Source organism: Leucobacter sp. USHLN153, assembly GCF_037145615.1.
GTDB lineage: Bacteria > Actinomycetota > Actinomycetes > Actinomycetales > Microbacteriaceae > Leucobacter.
The window spans coordinates 303,600-322,205 of sequence record NZ_JBBCXE010000003.1 but is presented as its reverse complement, the minus strand read 5'-3'; the positions used below and the strand labels follow the sequence as shown (position 1 = coordinate 322,205).

Annotated in this window: 19 protein-coding genes; 15 read left to right on the top strand and 4 right to left on the bottom strand. The window is 67.6% G+C overall.

Translation table 11 applies throughout. The features are described 5' to 3' along the window. Window positions 1-39 precede the first annotated feature (39 nt). From WFH00_RS07245 to WFH00_RS07235, 3 genes are all read right to left on the bottom strand, one after another. Entirely contained in the window at window positions 40-1,047 is a 1,008-nt protein-coding gene (locus WFH00_RS07245; RefSeq protein ID WP_336660059.1) for a VOC family protein, read from the bottom strand. A gap of 75 nt (window positions 1,048-1,122) precedes the next feature. Next, window positions 1,123-2,787, bottom strand: coding sequence for an acyl-CoA synthetase (locus WFH00_RS07240; RefSeq protein WP_336660057.1), 1,665 nt, complete (start codon window positions 2,785-2,787; stop codon window positions 1,123-1,125). A 178-nt stretch (window positions 2,788-2,965) separates the two neighbouring features. Continuing rightward, window positions 2,966-3,793, bottom strand: a complete 828-nt coding sequence (locus WFH00_RS07235; protein WP_336660055.1) for an IclR family transcriptional regulator — start codon at window positions 3,791-3,793, stop codon at window positions 2,966-2,968. 428 nt (window positions 3,794-4,221) lie between these two features. Here WFH00_RS07235 and WFH00_RS07230 point away from each other — a divergent pair, with 428 nt between their 5' ends. The 12 genes from WFH00_RS07230 (at window position 4,222) to WFH00_RS07175 (ending at window position 14,501) form a co-directional block, all read left to right on the top strand. After that, complete coding sequence (locus WFH00_RS07230; protein ID WP_336660054.1) at window positions 4,222-5,037, top strand: 2-keto-4-pentenoate hydratase; 816 nt, start codon at window positions 4,222-4,224, stop codon at window positions 5,035-5,037. A gap of 16 nt (window positions 5,038-5,053) precedes the next feature. Then, window positions 5,054-6,424, top strand: coding sequence for an aromatic ring-hydroxylating oxygenase subunit alpha (locus tag WFH00_RS07225; RefSeq protein ID WP_336660053.1), 1,371 nt, complete (start codon window positions 5,054-5,056; stop codon window positions 6,422-6,424). Continuing rightward, window positions 6,421-6,762 (top strand): non-heme iron oxygenase ferredoxin subunit, encoded by a 342-nt coding sequence (locus WFH00_RS07220; RefSeq protein ID WP_336660052.1) that lies wholly within the window; start codon window positions 6,421-6,423, stop codon window positions 6,760-6,762. Before WFH00_RS07225 ends, WFH00_RS07220 begins: the two co-directional genes overlap by 4 nt. Next, entirely contained in the window at window positions 6,762-7,988 is a 1,227-nt protein-coding gene (locus tag WFH00_RS07215; protein ID WP_336660050.1) for an NAD(P)/FAD-dependent oxidoreductase, read from the top strand. Before WFH00_RS07220 ends, WFH00_RS07215 begins: the two co-directional genes overlap by 1 nt. A gap of 32 nt (window positions 7,989-8,020) precedes the next feature. Continuing rightward, entirely contained in the window at window positions 8,021-8,617 is a 597-nt protein-coding gene (locus WFH00_RS07210) for an aromatic-ring-hydroxylating dioxygenase subunit beta (protein WP_336660047.1), read from the top strand. Between the two features lie 24 nt (window positions 8,618-8,641). Continuing rightward, window positions 8,642-9,502, top strand: coding sequence for an alpha/beta fold hydrolase (locus tag WFH00_RS07205; RefSeq protein WP_336660045.1), 861 nt, complete (start codon window positions 8,642-8,644; stop codon window positions 9,500-9,502). Beyond that, window positions 9,502-10,353, top strand: coding sequence for an SDR family NAD(P)-dependent oxidoreductase (locus WFH00_RS07200; RefSeq protein ID WP_336660043.1), 852 nt, complete (start codon window positions 9,502-9,504; stop codon window positions 10,351-10,353). The genes WFH00_RS07205 and WFH00_RS07200 overlap by 1 nt, the downstream gene beginning before the upstream one ends. Then, window positions 10,350-10,766: a hypothetical protein gene (locus tag WFH00_RS07195; protein ID WP_336660041.1), complete on the top strand. Its 417-nt coding sequence runs from the start codon at window positions 10,350-10,352 to the stop codon at window positions 10,764-10,766. The genes WFH00_RS07200 and WFH00_RS07195 overlap by 4 nt, the downstream gene beginning before the upstream one ends. 5 nt (window positions 10,767-10,771) lie before the next feature. Continuing rightward, window positions 10,772-11,734, top strand: coding sequence for an acetaldehyde dehydrogenase (acetylating) (locus tag WFH00_RS07190; RefSeq protein ID WP_336660040.1), 963 nt, complete (start codon window positions 10,772-10,774; stop codon window positions 11,732-11,734). Continuing rightward, complete coding sequence (gene dmpG, locus WFH00_RS07185) at window positions 11,731-12,744, top strand: 4-hydroxy-2-oxovalerate aldolase (protein WP_336660039.1); 1,014 nt, start codon at window positions 11,731-11,733, stop codon at window positions 12,742-12,744. The genes WFH00_RS07190 and dmpG overlap by 4 nt, the downstream gene beginning before the upstream one ends. Next, entirely contained in the window at window positions 12,741-13,538 is a 798-nt protein-coding gene (locus WFH00_RS07180; RefSeq protein WP_336660038.1) for an MBL fold metallo-hydrolase, read from the top strand. The genes dmpG and WFH00_RS07180 overlap by 4 nt, the downstream gene beginning before the upstream one ends. A gap of 123 nt (window positions 13,539-13,661) precedes the next feature. Next, window positions 13,662-14,501: an IclR family transcriptional regulator gene (locus WFH00_RS07175; protein WP_336660037.1), complete on the top strand. Its 840-nt coding sequence runs from the start codon at window positions 13,662-13,664 to the stop codon at window positions 14,499-14,501. A gap of 31 nt (window positions 14,502-14,532) precedes the next feature. Here the strand turns inward: WFH00_RS07175 and WFH00_RS07170 are convergent, their stop codons facing one another. Then, entirely contained in the window at window positions 14,533-15,708 is a 1,176-nt protein-coding gene (locus tag WFH00_RS07170; protein WP_336660036.1) for a flavin reductase, read from the bottom strand. A 214-nt stretch (window positions 15,709-15,922) separates the two neighbouring features. Here WFH00_RS07170 and WFH00_RS07165 point away from each other — a divergent pair, with 214 nt between their 5' ends. Genes WFH00_RS07165 through WFH00_RS07155 form a run of 3 tightly spaced genes read left to right on the top strand, consistent with a single transcriptional unit; the run spans window position 15,923 to window position 18,581 of the window. After that, the gene (locus WFH00_RS07165; protein WP_336660035.1) at window positions 15,923-17,095 is read left to right on the top strand and encodes an LLM class flavin-dependent oxidoreductase; all 1,173 of its coding nucleotides are present in this window, start codon (window positions 15,923-15,925) and stop codon (window positions 17,093-17,095) included. After that, window positions 17,092-17,871, top strand: coding sequence for an ABC transporter ATP-binding protein (locus tag WFH00_RS07160; protein ID WP_336660034.1), 780 nt, complete (start codon window positions 17,092-17,094; stop codon window positions 17,869-17,871). Before WFH00_RS07165 ends, WFH00_RS07160 begins: the two co-directional genes overlap by 4 nt. Beyond that, window positions 17,868-18,581: an ABC transporter ATP-binding protein gene (locus tag WFH00_RS07155; protein ID WP_336660033.1), complete on the top strand. Its 714-nt coding sequence runs from the start codon at window positions 17,868-17,870 to the stop codon at window positions 18,579-18,581. The genes WFH00_RS07160 and WFH00_RS07155 overlap by 4 nt, the downstream gene beginning before the upstream one ends. Window positions 18,582-18,606: the final 25 nt, after the last annotated feature.

Sequence of the window (18,606 nt, the reverse complement as noted above, 5' to 3'; positions counted from 1 at the left end):
GAATGGTGCTCCGGGGCCGCCTCTGTCAGTGCGTGCGGTTTAGCGCGTGAGTTCGAGACCCGCCGAGGGCGTGGTCGCGAGGCTGCGCATGGCGCCCTCGATGACGAAGGGGTCGCCGTACCAGGTCAGCCCGTCCTTGAACTTCTCGCGCTCCCACTTGATCGGCACCCAGTCCGGGTCGAAGATCAGGTAGCCGCCGGCGTAGATTTCGACGCGGTGGCCCGAACCCGGGTCCATGACGTAGAGGTACATGGCCTGGCCGATGCCGTGCTTGCCAGGGCCGAGGTCGAAGTGCACGTCGTAGTCGGCGAGGATGTCGGCTGCGGTGAGCACGTCCGACATGTTCTCGAGGTTAAAGGCCATGTGGTGCAGCTGCGCCTTCTTGCCCTCGGAGTTCGCGACCATCGCGAGGTCGTGCACCTGCGGGGTGACCGACATCCACGACGCGAGCACCGTCTCGTCGTCGCGGTGGAGCTGGTACTCGCGGCGATTGAAGCCGAGGTTGTCGCGCACCCACTGCTCGGCCTGGTTGATCGTCTCGCGCGAGGTCTGCACGTTGAAGTGATCGACGCGGCGCACGCCAATGCCGCGGCGCTTCGAGCTGTTGCTCGGCAGCTTGGAGCGAAGCTCCTCGGGAGCCTCGGGCTTCTCGATGTCGTAGTAGAGCTCGAACGGGTGCTCACTGCCGGGAACGAGGAAGCGCACAGCAGTGCCGCGGCCCAACTCGGCACCGGCGGCAACCTCGACCGCTTCGATTTCCTGCTTCTGCAGCTCGTTGTACATGATCTCGACGTCCTCGGGGCGTCGCATGCGGAAGCTGTAAGAGTTCACGACGTTCTCGTCCTGCTGCGTGAGCACGAGGGAGTGGTGGGTGAGCTCCATGAAGCCGCGCAGGTACGCGGTGTTGCCAACGCGCGCGACCTCTTCCATGCCGAGCAGGTCGCGGAAGAAGTGGAGCGACTTCTCCAGGTCCTTGGTGCCGACATTGATCGCGCCGCACTGAGCGACGGAGGGGCCGGGATCGTAGTTGTCGAGCAGACGTGCCATAGTGTGTTCCTTTCGTGGGACGGGTGCGGTCCCTCCGAAGCCGCTGCGACGGCACCGGAGGGGGACAAGGGTCAGCTACCGCGGAATGCGAACGGCCTCGGTGTAGGGGGCCGCCGCGGGTGCGGTCTGCGCCTCATCGGTTGCAGTGACCTGCTTGCGAATGAGCACCTTGTCGAGCTTGCCCGCAGCGTTGCGGGGTACCGCGTCGACTGTGACGAGTCGGGAGGGCAACTTGTAGCGCGCGATCCGTGAGCCGAGGTAGTCGCGCACGCCCTCGAGTGAGAGTTCTGTTCCGGGCGCGAACGCGACGACGGCGCAGACGCTCTCGCCCCACTTCTCGTGGGGAACACCGACGACGGCGACGTCGGCGATCGAGGGGTGCGCGTTGAGCGCATTTTCGATCTCAGCGGGGTAGATGTTCTCGCCGCCCGAGATGATCATGTCTTTCAGGCGGTCGACGATGAAGAAGTAGCCGTCCTCATCGACGTATCCGATGTCGCCCGTGCGGAACCAGCCGTCCGACGTGAACGCCGTCGCCGTTGCGTCGGGGTTGTTCCAGTAGCCGGTTGAGACGTTGGGGCCGGTGACCCACATCTCTCCGGTTGCGCAGGGCTCGGTGATCTCCGTGAGCGACTCGGGATCCACGATCTTGACCTGCCCGTAAGGCATCGGCACGCCGCACGAGCCGAGCTTGGCCGTGGTCATCGCCGACTCGAGCTGCGTTGCGAAGGGCGCGGTCTCGGTGAGCCCCCAAGCCTGGAGCAGCAGCACGCCCTTGCGCGCGTACTGATCGATAAGCGCGGGAGGAACGGGCGCGCCGGCAACCGTGGTCGCTCGAAGGCTGGAGAGATCCGCCGGGTCGAAGCCCTCCTGCCGCTGGATCGCCGCGAGCATCGCGGGCACGAGGAACATGCTGTTCACGCGGTAGCGTTCCAGGTCGGCGAGCGCCTGGGCCGGGTCAAATTGGCGGCGGATCACCACGGTGCCGCCCCGGGTCAGCGTGCGAAGGGTGAACGCGTTGTATCCGCCGATGTGGAAGAGCGGCGCGACTGCGAGCGACACGTCACCGAATCGCGTATCAAGCGCAGAATCGACGTTCACCTGCCCCCACCAGAGGTTTCCGTGCGTGAGCTTGACGCCCTTCGCGCGTCCGGTGGTGCCGGAGGTGTAGAGCAGCGCCGCGAGGTCGCCCTCGTACTGCGGAACGTGGGTCTCGAGCGGCTCATGCGCGGTACGGAACGCATGATAGGAGCCCCAGGGCGCCTTGACGTCGGGAGTATCGAAGTTCGGATCGTCGTCGACGACGAGCGCGCGGCGCACCGAGAGCTCCTCGAGGAACTCCTGGATGATGGAGGCCTGCGTCGGCTCCGAGATCAGCACATCGGGGCGAGAGTCTTCGAGCACAAACCGGATCTCGGGGCCGGCGAGGCGGAAGTTGAGGGGGAGGAACACGGCTCCGATCGAGACCGCTGCGAAGTTGACGATGAGGAAGGTGAGGCTGTTGTGCCCCGCATAAGCGACGCGATCCCCGAGCCCGACACCGTCAGCCTGGAGGCCCGCCGCGAGGCGTCCGACCTCGTCGGCGAACTGGGTAAAGTCGATCGACCGGTCCTCGTAGACGGCGGCGATCATATCGCCGTGCTCGCGCGAGTGGCGGGCGATTTGCTTGATCGGGCTGATATCGACCTGCATGTTGCGTGACTCCTTTCCGGAGACCTCGTTGTCCGCTGAGTTGAGCATGCAGCGAATTTCGACCTCCTGCTCGGGCCTGTTCCGTCGCTTGGCACGCGAACGATTCGCGCGTGGATGGACCGCTGGGAGGCGCTCCGAGCGGCCCTCGATCGGCGCACTTTTCGGGGTCGCCACCGCCCCACCGCCGCCCACGGGCGCAGCGGTTTGGGGCGGAGTCATCGCAGGGCTATGCGACGAGGCGCTCCTCGAATCGCGTCATCGTGCGCGACGCCGCGAGCGCGACCTGTCGCAACGTGTGCGCGTACTCCTGTGCGCGGAACGTGCTCGCCGTGCCCGAGACCGAGAGCGCGGCGATGGGCAGCCCGCGACGGCTCATGACGGGAGCGGCGACGCAGTTGAGCGTCTCGAGCGTCTCTCCCTGGTCGTGCGAGATTCCCTCACGCCGCACGCGGGCGAGCTCGACGCGCAGCGACGACTCGTCGACAATGGTGTTCGGCGTCCAGGCGTGGCGCTCGGCCTCGAGAGCGTCGCGAGCACCGACCGGGTCATACGCCATGAAGAGCTTGCCGACGGCAGTGCAGTAGGCGGGCATCCGGCCGCCGATCCGGCTGGGCGTGCGCAATCGCTGATGCCCCTCGAGCTTGTTCAGATAGACCACGTGCTGTCCATCGAGCACCGCGAGCTGCACCGTACGGCCCGTCGCCACGAAGAGATCCGCGAGGAACGGGGTCAGTAGGTCGCGAGCCTGGTCGTGGCGTCGCGAAGCATCGCTCTGCGCGCCGAGCGTCTGGATCGCGCGACCGAAACGATACGCCGTGCCGATCCGCTCGACCATTTCGCTCCGCTCGAGCATGCCGAGCAGCCGGAACGTCGTCGACTTGCTGAGCCCCGCGCGCCGGCTGAGCTCGCTTACCCCGACCCCGGCATTGGCCTCGTCACCGAACGCCTTGAGCACGCACATCGCCTTGTCGACCGAGGTGCGACGGTCTTTGTTCACCGCGTCTGCAGCGGCGCGTCGCGGTTGTGGTGCGAGAGTGAGTTCGGTGATCTCCATGGTGCGCTCCGGGGTTCGATTCCGTCGTCAAAGATGAGAGGCGTAGCCGCTGCGAAGATGCGGGCGGCTGCGAGAGCCAGACAGGCTGCTGATCGGCGGCGACTCGCCGAATAGTTGGAGCAAGTCGAACACGGTCATCAGCACCGAACTGACCGAAATGCGGTAGTTCGGTGGTGCGCTCGTAAATAGCGGCCCACAATTCGCGCACGTTTCAGCAGAAGCTCCGCCAAATTCCCACCTCATTTGAGTGCACGCCCGCCGTCACTCAGTAGTGAGGGGCGTCGCTTGAAGCAGAGCGCGAGGCGCGACACAGGAATTCTTCTGCCCCAACCTAATGCTGCTCGACGCGCGAACTTGACAGATGGAGCTGTTCCAAGGTTCGGCACACCGCGCTGCGTGTGCGGATGAATCGGCGCACGATAACCACCATGACTAACCCAGCGTTGCAGGCGATCGACATCGATTCCGCCGCGCTCGAACTCCGGTGGGCGGAGGCGACCCGCAAGGGCGTCAAGCCGCTGACCGAGCGCTTCCCCGAGCTCACGATCAATGAGGCCTACGCGATTCAGCGGGCGAACCTGCAGGATCGTCTCTCGCGGGGCGAGCGGCTGACCGGCCGCAAGATCGGCCTCACCTCTCTCGCGATGCAGCAGCAGCTCGGTGTGGACGAGCCGGACTACGGCGCGATCACCGATGCAATGGAGATCGCGAACGGCGCTGAGTTCGATCCCGCGCTCCTGCTGCAGCCCCGCCTCGAGGTCGAATTCGCCTTCGAGATCGGCGCCGACGTGCCCATCTCCCCGAACTACGACGAGCTGGTCGCGGCCGTGAGCGGAGTCGCGGTCGCGATCGAGATTATCGACTCGCGCGTTGTCGACTGGCGCATCAAGCTTCCCGACACCGTCGCCGATAACGCCTCGATGGCCTGTGTCGTGTGGGGCGAGTTCGTGCCGGCGACCCCAGAGTTACTGGCCGGGCTTCCCGACGCGGTCGCGACGCTGACGCGAGACGGCGAGGTCGTCTCCTCCGGCCCGGGATCCGCCGTGCTGGGCCACCCGCTCACCTCCCTGCACTGGCTCGCCGGCGCGCTCGGCGCACAGGGCGACAGCTTCGGGGCCGGCGACCGCGTGCTCGCCGGCGCGGTCGCCGCGGCAACCGACTTCGTGCCAGGCGCGAGCTGGGCGGCCTCGGCCGACGGCCTGCCCTCCGCCACGCTCACCTCAACCGCTTCCGATCACTCGTAGCAGGACGGAGAAGTTCATGACGATCAATCAACTGCCGAGCACCCTTGAGGGTGCACCGCCCGAGCACCTTGAGTGCGGCGATATCTGCCGACCCCAGGAGCTCGCGCGCAACGTCGACGTCTCGGGGCTCGTCGACCGTAAGAACGGCCTGGTCGACCGGGCGATCTTCACGGATCGCGCGCTCTACGAGCAAGAGCTCGCGCGCGTCTTCGCGACGAGCTGGCTGTTCCTCGGGCACGTGGAGCACCTGAAGAAGACCGGCGACTTCTTCACGACGTTCATGGGCGAGGACCCGGTGATCGTCACGAAGGACAAGCAGGGGCGGATCCGCGCGTTCCTGAACTCATGCCGTCACCGCGGGGCGCGCGTTCTGCGCGCCGACTACGGCGCGGCCCGGGCGTTCACCTGCACGTATCACGGCTGGGCGTTCGATCTCGAGGGCAAGCTCATCAGCGTGCCGAACGAAGACGGCTACGCGAACGCCGATTGGGATCGCGAGAAGTGGGGCCTCGTCGAGGTCGCGCAGCTCGAGACCGTGTTCGGCCTGATCTTCGCGACCTGGAACCCCGAGGCGGTGCCGCTCGACGAGCAGCTCGGCGACATGAAGTACTACATGGAGGCTTTCCTCGGCCGTGACCCCGACGGAACGACGGTCGTCGGCGGCATCACGAAGTGGGTACTGAAGGGCAACTGGAAGCTCGCGGCCGAGCAGTTCGGCACCGACTGGTACCACGTGAACATGTCGCACGCGTCGGCGCTCATGGTGATGTCGCCGACCGGCAAGGGCCCGAAATCCGACATCGCGAACACGCCGGGGCGTCAATACTCCGACGAACGCGGCAATGGCACCGGCTTCCCGACGCACCCGAAGAGCCGCTTCGATGCGCAGCCCGTGCACGAGTACTACGACTACGACGAACTGCGCGAGCGCCTCGGCAAGGCCGCCGTCGAGGGGCCGCTGACGACCGGCCACGCGACTGTCTTCCCGAACTTCTCGTACCTCCCGGTGAATGGCAGCATCCGCGTCTGGCATCCGAAGGGTACCGAGGAGATGGAGATCTGGTCGTGGACCGTGCTCGACAAGGGCATGCCCGAGGAAGTGCGCGAGGCGCAGCGCCTCTACAACCTCCGCACCTTCGGCCCGTCGGGCATCTTCGAGCAGGACGACGGAGAGAACTGGAGCGAGATCCAGGCCATTTCGCACGGCTGGCGCACGAACACCGTGCCCCTGAACTACCAGATGGGCATGGGTACCGAGCGCGAAGACGGCGTGTACCCGGGCGAGACGAGCGAGCTCTACAGCGACGCTGCGGGCCGCCGGTTCTACTCGCGCTGGGCTGAGCTCATGAACACTCCGGCTTGGCATGAAAAGGAAGCGGAGCAGTGAGCGCGGGAATCGTCGTCGCCCAGGTCGGCGACATCGACGACGGCGAGGGCATCCAGGTCGTCGCGTCCGTGCTCGGAACGGTCGACAACGTCGCGGTGTTCCATGATGACGGCGAATACTTCGCGCTCGACGACACGTGCACGCACGAGACCGCGTCGCTCGCTGAAGGCTGGGTCGAGGACGGGTGCGTCGAGTGCCCGCTGCACGCCGCGAAGTTCTGCCTCGGTGACGGCAAGGTGCAGTCCATGCCCGCGACGGTCGATGTGTTCGCGCATCAGGTCGTCGTCGACGGCGACGACATTCGCGTTGTGCCGAATCCCGAGAGGTTGGCGAGCTGATGACGGCGCGTGACGCGGGGTCCATTGTCATCGTCGGGGCCGGCCTCGCCGGCTACACGGCCGCTATGCAGCTGCGCTCGCTCGGCCACGAGGGCGACATCACCCTCGTCGATGCCGAGCCGGGCTGCTACGACCGGCCGCCGCTGAGCAAGAGCCTCTTCGACGAGGACTTCTCGCTCGAGCGCCTGGAGTTCGCCTCAGCCGCCGAGCTCGCGGCGAAGCACATCGCGACGCGCTTCGGCGCGGAGGTGGTGGCGCTCGATGCCGAGTCCGGCGAGGTGTCGCTCGCTGACGGCACGTCGCTCCAGGCCGACACGGTGCTCATCGCGACCGGCGGCAGCGCGCGCCAGCTCCCGATTCCGGGGGCGGATCTGCCCGGCGTGAGTGTGCTCCGCACCTTTGCCGACGCCACCACGTTGCGCGAGAACGTGCGAAGCGGCACCCGAGTCGCCGTGGTCGGCGCCGGCCTGATCGGAGCGGAGCTCGCATCTGCGCTGCTGGATGCGGGAGCGGAGGTGACGCTCATCGACCCCGCTGAAACGCCGCTGGTTCCCGCGGTCGGCGCGATCCTCGCCGCGCGCCTGCACGCGATGCACGAGCCGCGCGGCATTCGCGTCGTCACCGGGCTCACGAAGGAACTCGTCGCGGCCGATGGGGCGATCGAGGTCCTGGTCGACGGAGAGTCGCCGATCCTCGTCGATCGCGTGGTCGTTGGCGTCGGACTCATTCCGAATGTCGGGATAGCCGAGGCCGCCGGTCTCGAGGTCGACAACGGCATCATCGTCGACGAGCACTACCGCACGAGCGCCGAGCGCGTATACGCCGTCGGCGACGTCGCGCGCACGCGTCTCGAGAACGGCGAGCTCGAGCGACGCGAGGAGCACTGGGACGCGGCGCAGGTCAGCGGAACCCGCGCGCCCTACGCGATTCTCGGCAAGGAGCTGCCTCGGCGCGGCACCTCGTGGTTCTGGTCGGACCGGCACGGCATCCACCTCGAAGCGACGGGGCGTCTGCACGGGTCCGGCGAAATCGTTGTGCGCACCGGCGACCCCCACCCGGCGGTGTTTCTCATCGAGGACGGGCTGCTGCGGGGCGCGGCAGCCATCGACGACACGCAGCTCGTGAGGGCTGCGCGCCGCATTATCGACCAGCGGATCCCGGTCGCGGTCGACGAACTCGTCGACGCGAGCATCTCGCTCAAATCGCTGCTCAAGGCCAAGCGCTGAGCGGCCTCGGGACAAGAGACAGGAACGACACCATGACGGACTTTCTGAACCCGTACACCCTGAACGGGGCGACCTCGGCGTCGACCTCGATCCTCGAGGACGAGATCGACGGGCTGAAGCTCGCCGACATGCAGACGCACTTCGAGCTGGGCCAGTTCTACATCCTCGAGGCCGAGTTCCTCGACGACGGACGCTTCGCCGACTGGCTCGAGATGCTCGCCGACGATCTGCACTACTGGGCGCCCACGCGCACCAACCGGCTTCGCCGTCAGCAGGCCCTGTCGGTCTCGGCGCCGGGCGAGGCCGCCTTCTACGACGAGACCAAGGAGTCGCTCGCGTGGCGCATCCGCCGATTCGACTCGGGGATGGCCTGGGCTGAGGATCCGCCCAGCCGCACCCGACACATCGTCTCGAACGTGTCGGCGCGCGAGCGCGAAGACGGCCTCCTGCAGGTGCGTAGCGCGTTCCTCGTGTACCGCAACCGCCTGCAGACCGAGGTCGACATTTACGCGGGCGGTCGGAATGACGTGATCCGCCGCGGGGGCCCGCACGGCTTCGAGGTCGTCAAGCGCACGCTGCTGTTCGAGCAGAACGTCCTGCTCATGAAAAACATCAGCACCTTCTTCTAAACCCGGATCCGAGGAGCGAACACCATGACCAGCATCGAACCGCGCAGTCGCGTGATCGAAACCACGCTCGGCCCGATCCACGTCAGCGAGGTGGGGGAGGGCGTGCCGCTCGTGCTCATGCACGGGGGCGGCCCCGGCGCGAGCGCGCTTGCGAACTACCGCGCCAACCTGCCGGCGTTCGCCGGTTACCGCGTGATTCTCCCCGATCAGCCCGGCTTCGGCGGCAGCTACCGCCCGACCGAGGCCGATCTCGCCGAGCGATCGATCACCGAGATCACGGTCGACGCGATGATCCAGACGCTCGACGAGCTCGCGGTCGACACGTACCATCTGCTCGGCAACTCGCTCGGCGGCGCGGCGGCGCTCGGCATGGCGATCGCGCAGCCGGATCGCGTGACGAAGCTGGTGCTGATGGCTCCGGGCGGTGGTTGGGCGCCGATCAACACTCCGCTGCCCACCGAGGGTCAGAAGGAGATGTTCCGTTATTACAACGGCGAGGGCCCGACGGTGAAGAAGATGAAGAACTTCATCCGTGTCATGGTCGCGAACCCGAAGCAGTTCGACGACGCCGAGGTGCAGGCGCGCTACGAGGCGTCGCTCGACGAAGGCCACATCGAGTTCTACCACCGCTACAACGCGGCGTTCGCGAAGCGCGGCGGTATGGACCCGCTGTGGAAGGATCTCGACCGCATCAAGGCGGACACGCTGCTGCTCTGGGGCCGCGATGATCGCACGATCACGCTCGACGGCGCGGGGCTCATGCTGAAGCACATCCGGAAGGTGCAGATGCACGTGTTCGGCGGCTGCGGTCACTGGGTGCAGGTCGAACGCAAGGCGGACTTCGAGCGCCTGGTCGCAGACTTCCTCGCGCCCGAGGAGGCCTGATGCAGGCCTGGCTCGACGGCGACGTCGCGCTCATCACCGGCGGTGGGTCGGGGATCGGGCGCGCTGTCGCGCTCCGCTTTCTCGAGGAGGGCGCGGCTGGCGTCGCGGTCATCGGCCGCTCGATCGAGAGCCTGCAGAGCACGGTCGACGCTGCGGGTGAGCTTGCGGATCGGGTGCTGCCGATCGTGGCGGACGTGCGGTCGGCCGGCGACCTGCGCCGCGCCGTTGCCGAGACGGTCGAGCGTTTCGGCAAGCTGGATGTGCTCGTGCCGAACGCCGGGATCTGGGACTTCAACAAGTCCCTGACCCGCACCTCGCCGGAGGAGATCGAGGGCATCTACAACGAGCTCTTCGACATCAACGTCAAGGGATATCTGCTTGCCTGCTCGGTCGCGTGGCCGGAGCTGGTGAAGACCCGCGGCAGCATCGTGATGACGCTGTCGAATTCGTCGTTCTACTCGGCGGGCGGCGGCCCGGTGTACACGGCGGCGAAGCACGCGGCGCGCGGCCTCGTGACGCAGCTGGCCTACGAGCTCGCCCCGAAAGTGCGCGTCAACGGCGTCGCGATCGGCGGCTTGCGCACGGACCTCCGCGGCCCGTCTTCGATGGGCATGCAGGAGCGGTCTATCGAGGCCGGCTTCGCGAAGCGCGAGTCCAAGGGCGACGACACGTCGCACAACGAGTGGATACCGCTGCACGACGCGAGCGTGGATCCGAGCGATTCGACCGGGCCGTACGTGCTCCTCGCGTCGCGCAAGAACTCCGGCGTCGTGACCGGCGCCATCTTCAACGCCGATGGCGGCATCGGCGTGCGGGGCTTCGCAACTGCCGCAGGAGGTGATGATCTGTGAGCACTCCCGTGAACGGCGCACCGCTCACGCCCGACTTCGCTGACGTGCGAGAGGTCGCGGGTATCGACGGAGTCGGATCCGCCATCGGGCACCGCCGCGCTCGCGCCGGGCACCTCCGCGACGCCTACCCGTCGGGCACGCACGATATCGAGCTCGGCTACAGCGGCGCGCCAGAGGCCTTGGCCGTGGCGGAGTACACGGCCCAGTTGCTGCGAGACGACGAGCGCTGCCGCCGCGTCGTGCTCGCCGTGCCCGAGCTCGACCTCGCCGGCATCGGGTGGGCCGAGGACGCCGGGTACCGCTATGTGATCGACGTCGAGACGGCGAGCGGTGGCCATTCGCTGCTGGTGACGGAGCCGCAGTGGGTGCTGGATCAGCCCGCGATTCTCGAAGACATCCCTCTGAAGGAGTGAAAAGTATGACAGCAAAGGCGAAAGTCGCCATCATCGGGCCGGGCAACATCGGCTCGGACCTCATGTTCAAGGTGCTGCGCCTCTCGGAGGTGCTCGAGATGGGGGTGATGGTGGGCATCGACCCCACCTCCGACGGTCTCGCGCGGGCGCAGCGGCTCGGGTTCGAGGCGACCCACGAGGGCGTCGACGGGCTGATCGCGAGCCCTCAGTTCGACGACATCGAGATCGTGTTCGACGCGACGAGCGCGGGCGCGCACCGCTTCAACGCGGAGAAGCTCGCGCCCTACGGCAAGAAGCTGGTCGACCTCACCCCCGCGGCGATCGGGCCCTACGTCGTACCCGCGGTGAACCTCGCCGAGCACAGCGGCGCCGACAACGTCAACATGGTGACGTGCGGCGGGCAGGCGACGATCCCGATCGTGCACGCCATCAGCCAGGAGACTCCGGTGCACTACGCGGAGATCGTGGCGTCGATCGCTTCGAAATCGGCCGGCCCGGGTACCCGCGCGAACATCGACGAGTTCACCGAGACGACGGCAGCGGGCCTCGAGCAGGTCGGCGGCGCCGCGCGCGGCAAAGCTATCATCATCCTGAACCCCGCCGAGCCCCCGATGATCATGCGTGACACCGTGCAGGTGCTCGTGAGTCACCTGAGCGAGACGGGTCGCGCCGACATCATCGCCGCGGTCGAGCGCCGCGTCTCCGAGGTGCAGCAGTACGTCCCGGGGTACCGGCTGAAGCAGCAGGTGCAGTTCCGCGACGTCGACGCCGAGGTCGACGGGCTGGTACCGGCGGATCGCCGCCAGTCGGGCGGCTACACGCACGTCACGGTGTTCCTCGAGGTCGAGGGTGCCGCGATGTATCTGCCGAGCTATGCCGGGAACCTCGACATCATGACCAGCGCCGCGGTGCGAGCAGCCGAGCAAATGGTGCTTGCGTCGCGTCAGAACAAGGAGGCGGCAGCGTGAGCAAGCACGTATTTCTGCAGGATGTGACCCTGCGTGATGGGATGCACGCCATCCGTCACCGCATCGAGCCGGCGCGGGTCGCCGAGATCGCTCGCGCGCTCGACGAGGCCGGTGTCGACGCCATCGAGGTGACCCACGGCGACGGCCTCGGAGGCTCTTCGCTGAACTACGGCGCGGGATCCCACACCGACTGGGAGTGGATCGAGGCCGCGGCGTCCGTCGTGAAGAACGCGCGCCTGACCACGCTGCTGCTGCCCGGCATCGGCACGATCGAGATGCTGAAGGAGGCATACGACCGCGGGGTGCGCTCCGTGCGCATTGCCACGCACTGCACCGAGGCCGACGTGTCGGCGCAGCAGATCGCGGCGGCGCGCGAGCTCGGAATGGACGTCTCGGGCTTCCTAATGATGGCGCACCTGAACCACCCCGCGTCGCTCGCGCAGCAGGCGAAGCTGATGGAGTCGTACGGCGCGAACTGCGTCTACGTCACCGATTCGGCCGGGCGGCTTACGATGGATGAGGTGCGGGATCGGATCCGCGCGTACCGCGAGGTGCTCGACGAGGGAACGGAGATCGGTGTGCACGCTCACCAGAACCTCTCGCTCGCCGTCGCGAACTCGATCGTCGCGGTCGAGGAGGGTGCGTTCCGCGTGGACGCGTCGCTCGCGGGGCACGGCGCCGGTGCCGGCAACACGCCGATCGAGCCCTTCGTCGCGGTCGCGCAGCTGCAGGGCTGGGATGTGAAGGCGGATCTGTTCAAGCTGCAGGACGCCGCCGACGATCTCGTGCGCCCGCTGCATGATCGCCCGGTACAGGTCGACCGCGAGACCCTCACCGTGGGCTACGCCGGCGCCTACTCGAGCTTCCTGCGTCACGCGGAGCGCGCGGCCGAGATCTACGGGCTGGACGCTCGCGACATCCTCGTCGAGGTCGGTCGCCGTCGCTACATCGGCGGCCAGGAGGACATGATCGTCGATATCGCTCTCGACATGGTTGAAGCTCGGAAGTGACCGCGGATCAGTTCGGGGAGCCGCCCGCGCGCGCCAGGCGCCGCCGGGCGCGGCTTCCCGAACCGATTCTCGTGCAGGCCCCGAACCCGGGGCTCATGACGCTCGATGGCACGAACACCTGGGTGATCCCGTGCCCCGAGGGCGGCATCGCCGTCATCGACCCCGGCCCCGCCGACGCCTCGCACCTCGCGGCGATCGAGCAGCAGGGCGCGATTGCCGCGGTGCTGCTCACGCACCGGCACCTCGACCACAGTGCCGCGGTCGCGCGGATCTCGCCGCGCGTGCCGGTCTACGCCGCGTTCGAGCTGCTCGCCCGCGGTACCGCGCCGCTGCGCGACGGCGAGACCGTGCGCGTCGGGGGTCTCGAGTTCGGCGCGATGGCGCTGCCGGGCCACACCGCCGACTCGTTCGGCTTCACGTACCGCCCCGATGGTGAGACGCCGCTCCTGTTCACAGGCGACACCCTGCTCGGCGGCATGAACTCGACGCTGCTCGTCGCCTCCGACGGCGGGGATCTCGGCGACTACCTCGCGTCGCTCGAACGCGTCGCCGAGCTCGAGGGGTGGCGCGGTGCGCCGGGTCACGGTGCTCCGATTGACGATCTGGTGTCGCATGCGCTGGGCGCGATCCGCCACCGACGCAGCCGCCTCGACGAGCTGCGCGCCGCACTCGCGAAGAATCCGAGGGTGTCGCCGGGCGAGGTCGCGGCGATGCGTTACCCCGGCGATGAGGCCCGCCAGCAGGCCTCGCTGCGCATGCTCGAGGTCGAGCTCGCGCATCTGCGTTCGGAGTAGAAGGGGCGTCGCGCTTGGTAGCATTTCGAGCGTCAAAACACTGCCGTTCGCATCGGCAGCTCGCTGGCGCGGCGGACGAGACGACTCGAACTCGCGCGCTACTTCAGGTCGAAGGGGACCCCCGTGGTGCAGAAAAAGGTGATTCAGCAGCGACCGTCGTACGCCATCGAATCCGTCGATAACGCGCTTCGGCTGTTGCAACTGCTGCGGGACGAGAACGCGATCCGCGTCCGCGACGCCGCGGCGGAACTCGGCATCGCGCCCTCCACCGCTCATCGTCTCCTCGCAATGCTCGTGTACCGCGGCTTCGCGGTGCAAGACGAGTCGCGGAGATACCTCCCGGGCCTCGGCATCGGTGCCGCGCCCGTCTCGGTCTCGTGGACGAGCGCCCTCCGCGCAGCCTCCGCCCCGCACTTGGAGCAACTGCGCGACACGATCGGTGAGACCGTGCACCTCGTGGTTCGGGTCGGTGACAAGGTGCGGTTCCTCCTCACGATCGAGTCGCAGGCGTCGCTGCGGGTCGGAGACCTGCGAGGCGCCGTGCTCCCCGCGCATCAGACGGCCGCCGGGATGTCGCTGCTTGCGGGCCTGCACGACGAACAGGTGGCACTCATGTACCGCTCGAAGACGAACCGGCGGGCATCCCGGCTGTCGTATCCCGAGCTCACCGCACTGATGCAGGGCATCTCCGAAGCGCGTCAGAACGGGTACGCGACCAACCGGGGGCTCGCGGAGGAGGGAGTCGGCTCGGCGGGGTTCGCACTGCACTTGCCCTCGAGCACGACCCGGGCGGCGATCGCGGTCGCGTCGCCGGTCATGCGTTTGAGCCGGCTCCTCTCTCCCGCATCGATCGCCGCATGCCGGTCGACGGTGGCGCAGATCAACGAGGAGATTCGCACGCTGGGTATCGACGCTGAGGGCGAGGCGGGGATGCGCTCTGTCGGCGCCGCGCGGCCGGAGTGAGGGCACGGGGAGCTGCCGGACCCGCCGCCCCCTACGACCCCGCGACGATCCGCCCGGCCTCGCCGGTGGCCCGCTGCAGCCGCTCGAGAATCCGCGCGAGCTCAGCGGCACTCGTCGTCTCGCCGAAGCCGAACAGGGTCACGTAGAAGAGCGGCAGGCCGTCCGGGCCGTGCACAGCGCTCGAGAGATTGCGGATCGCGAGTGCCGCGTCAGCGTCCTCCGGAATCTCGGCGCCGTAGGCATCGGGCTCGACCAGTTCTGGCGCGAGGGGCACCTGCCCCCAGGTGAGCTGGCCGTCGTCACGCGCGCGCAGCGTTCGATCGGTCTCCTGCAGGCTCTCCGTTCGCAAACTGATGCTCCAACCGCGGTCGCGCACGCGGTCCAGCGCGGCCGCATGGCGGTCGATCGCATCCTGCTCAATGCCCGGCAGCGAGCGTTGCAACCAGCCGCTGCGGGCGCGTTCAGACGCGGATGCGGCGAACAGCGCTCCCATCGGGGCGCCGAAGGGCAGTCTCACCCCGAGCGGGTGCGGGCGGGCTCCCGCTGCCGCCGCGCCGTAGGTCGCCACCTGCACGATGGCGTCGTCGATGAGGGAGACGAAGACGGCCTCGAGACCGAGTTCGCGGCTGAGCTGCTCGAGTTCGGGCTTCACGGCCTCCGCCCACCGGATGAAGTCGACGCTGTCGACGGTGGCGGGCATGATCCGCGAGTTCGCCGAGTAGCGTCCGTAGCCTCCGCCGAGAAACAGCAGCGGGAGGCCCCCGTCGCCGACGCCGAGCTCGGAGACGCGACCGATGACGATGTCGTGGTCTCCCGCCTCGACCGTCTGTTCGACCGCGAACTCGATCCAGGCGGAGGCACCGTCGATGATGGGAGCCCCACCCGGCGAAAGCGTCCACGCGACTCCCTGGAACTTATCCTCGCCGCGACTGGCGAGCGCTCGGCACACGTCTTGCTGCGCCATCGATAACACGTTGGCGCAGAGCACCTTCGCCGTGCGCAGACGGGCGTACGACCCGGAGGTCTGCATCGGCATGAAGCTGACGAGCGGGGGGTCGAGCGAGACCGAACTGAATGAGCCGACGATCATTGCGATCGGTGCTCCGTCGGGGTCGATCCCGGTGATTGCGGCCACACCGGTGGGGTACTGACCGAGTACGGCCCGGTACATTTCAGGGTTGATCACGAGTTCTTCGTGTTCGGGCATGGGTCTGCCTCGCCTTTCTCGACGTGCTCGGCGCGGCATGGAGACGAAGCCACGCTGCTCTTCTCTGAGCAGTGTCGCCCGTGTTTATTACAATTCGAAACACTTGTTCTGTCATGCAGAATAGTTTCCGCACGAGCCCGCTACGCTTTCTACGCTCTGAGAAGTCGCCGAGTCATGGCGCGAGTGCACAACGAAGACGTTGAAAGGTGCAGAGTTGACGAGTAGACAACGCGGATCGGACGATTACCTCCGATTCGGGATCATGTGGCCGAACACGAAGTCGCAGAACATCATGTCGCGCGCGGTGGCCGAGGCCAACCCCGACGTTCTCGATATTCGCGAGCACACGGTCGCCGCGCGGGCAGCCGAAGCAGCGGGCTTCGACTACCTTTTCCTCGCCGACAGCTACACGGCGAACGCCCCGGCCAATATCGCGTCGGGCCACGGAGAACCTCGCCTGTACGCGCCGATCTGGGCTGCGGCGCTGCTCGCAGCGACCGAGCACATCGGCGTGGTCTCGACCCTGCACATGGGCTACCTCCCGCCGGTCGTCATTGCGCGCATGGGTGCGAACCTCGACGCGCTCGGTGGCGGACGCTGGGCGTGGAACGCGGTGCCCGGCGCGAAGGCGGGCGAGCGCGACCTCTTCGGCCTCCCCGAGTACGCCGATTACGACGCCCGCTACCGCATGTCGGCGGAGGCGATCCGCCTCGTCAAGGAGCACTGGGCCGCCGGAATCGGCGAGCGCGTCGACTTCGAGGGCGAGTTCTTCCGCTCGCAGGGCGCGATGGCAGGGCCCCGCCCGGTGCAGCAGCCCTTCCCCCCGATTTTCAATCCGGGTGTCTCGCCCGCCGCGATCGACCTCATCGTTGCGGAGGCCGACTACGGATTCACGGCGATCGTCGATGATCTCGACGAGGTTGCGGCGACCGCACGGCGGCTAGCGGATCGCGCGGTCGAGGCCGGCCGCGACCCCGCGTCGGTGGAAATCGCCGGCTCGATCGGCGTGGTGCTCGGCAGCACTGAGGAGGAGGCGCAGCGCAACTATCGCGAGTACGTCGACTCGGTCGACCTTGACGCAGCCGAGGGTTTCGCGAAGTTCTTCCTGCAGTCGAGTTCGACGTATCAGGAGCTCTTCAAGGACGTGCCGCACGACGAGCTCGTGCGCCGCATCGGAGCGGGCGCCGGAAGCACAGTGCTGGTCGGCACGCCGGAGCAGGTCGCCGCTCGCTTCGCGGAGATCCGCAGGGCGACCGCCGTTCGCCAGTTCCTCATGGTCCCGTTCCGCTGGGGCGCCGATGAGTTCACCGCGATGGGCGACGTCTTCGAGTCACTCCGCGGCAGCGGCGACTGGGTGCATCCGTCCGAGCGGGGGTGGAGCTGGTGAATACGAACGGGGCGATGCTGCGCGTCGACGGAGTTTCGCTGAACTTCGGCGGGCTGAAGGTGCTCAAGGACGTGTCGTTCGAGGTCGCGGAGGGCCAGATCTGCGCGCTGATCGGGCCGAACGGCGCGGGCAAGACGTCGATCTTCAACTGCGTCAGCCGCTTCTACCAGCCGAGCAGCGGCCGCATCGAGATGGCCGGGCACAACCTCTTGGAGGGCCCGGCGCACGACGTCCCTCGGCGAGGGATCGCGCGCACCTTCCAGAATCTCGCGCTCTTTGGCGCGCAGACGGTGTTCGAGAACGTGATGGTCGGCGCCTACCCCGTGACGAAGGCGTCGCCGTGGTCCTCGCTATTCAGGTTGCCGGGAGAGCGACGCGAAGAGCGCGAGACCGAGGAGCGGGCCTGGGCCATGCTCGAAGACACCGAACTCATCGAGTTCGCGGACGCCAAGGTGTCCGACCTTCCGTTCGGCACCCAGAAGCGCGTCGAGCTCGCGCGAGCCCTCATGAGCGATCCGAAGCTGCTGCTGCTCGACGAGCCCGCGAACGGGCTCGCGCACGGGGAGGTCGAGTCGCTGGCCGAGTTCATCCGCGAGTTCGCTGCGCGCCGCAGCATCACGGTGCTGATCGTCGAGCACCACATCGGCATGGTGCGCGCGATCTCGGACCACGTGGTCGTGCTCGACGCCGGCGAAGTGCTCGCGCAGGGCACCGCCGACGAGGTTACGAATGACCCGCGAGTGATCAAGGCCTACCTGGGGAGTGCTGCCGCATGAGCCAACTCTTGAAAGTCCGCGGGCTGCACGCCGGCTACGGTGCGGTGAAGGTGCTCCGCGACATCGACTTCGACATCGACGTGAACGAGGTCGTCGTGCTGCTCGGCGCGAACGGCGCTGGCAAGACGACGCTGATGCGCGCGCTGACCAATCTCATCCCGTGGACGGGCTCGGTCGAGCTCGACGGGGTGGAGACGCGCCGCACCCGCACGGACCTGCTCACGCAGCGCGGCATCGCCCACGTACCCCAGGGGCGCGGCACGTTCACCGAGCTCACGGTCGAGGAGAATCTCCGGGCCGGCGGGTTGGTGCTGAAGTCGAAGACGGCGGTGCAGGAGGGTCTCGACCGCTGGTTCGAGGTCTACCCGAGGCTCGCGGAGCGTCGAAACCAGGTCGCCGGCGGGCTCAGCGGCGGCGAGCAGCAGATGCTCGCGATCGCACGCGCGATGATGAGCCGACCCCGGCTGCTGCTCCTCGACGAGCCGTCGCTCGGCCTGTCCCCGCTGATCACCGAGGAGCTCTTCGGGCACCTCGGGCGGCTCAAGCGCGACGAGGAGATCTCGATGGTCATCGTCGAGCAGACGGCGGAGCTCGCCCTCGCGATTGCGGATCGCGCTCACATCCTCCGCTCCGGAGAATTGCTCCCCGCTCGCCAAGCCTCAGAGCTGAACGACGCCGAAGTGCTCCGCGAAGCCTATCTCGGCGCGTGAGCAGCTGAACCGACGGAAAAGACGG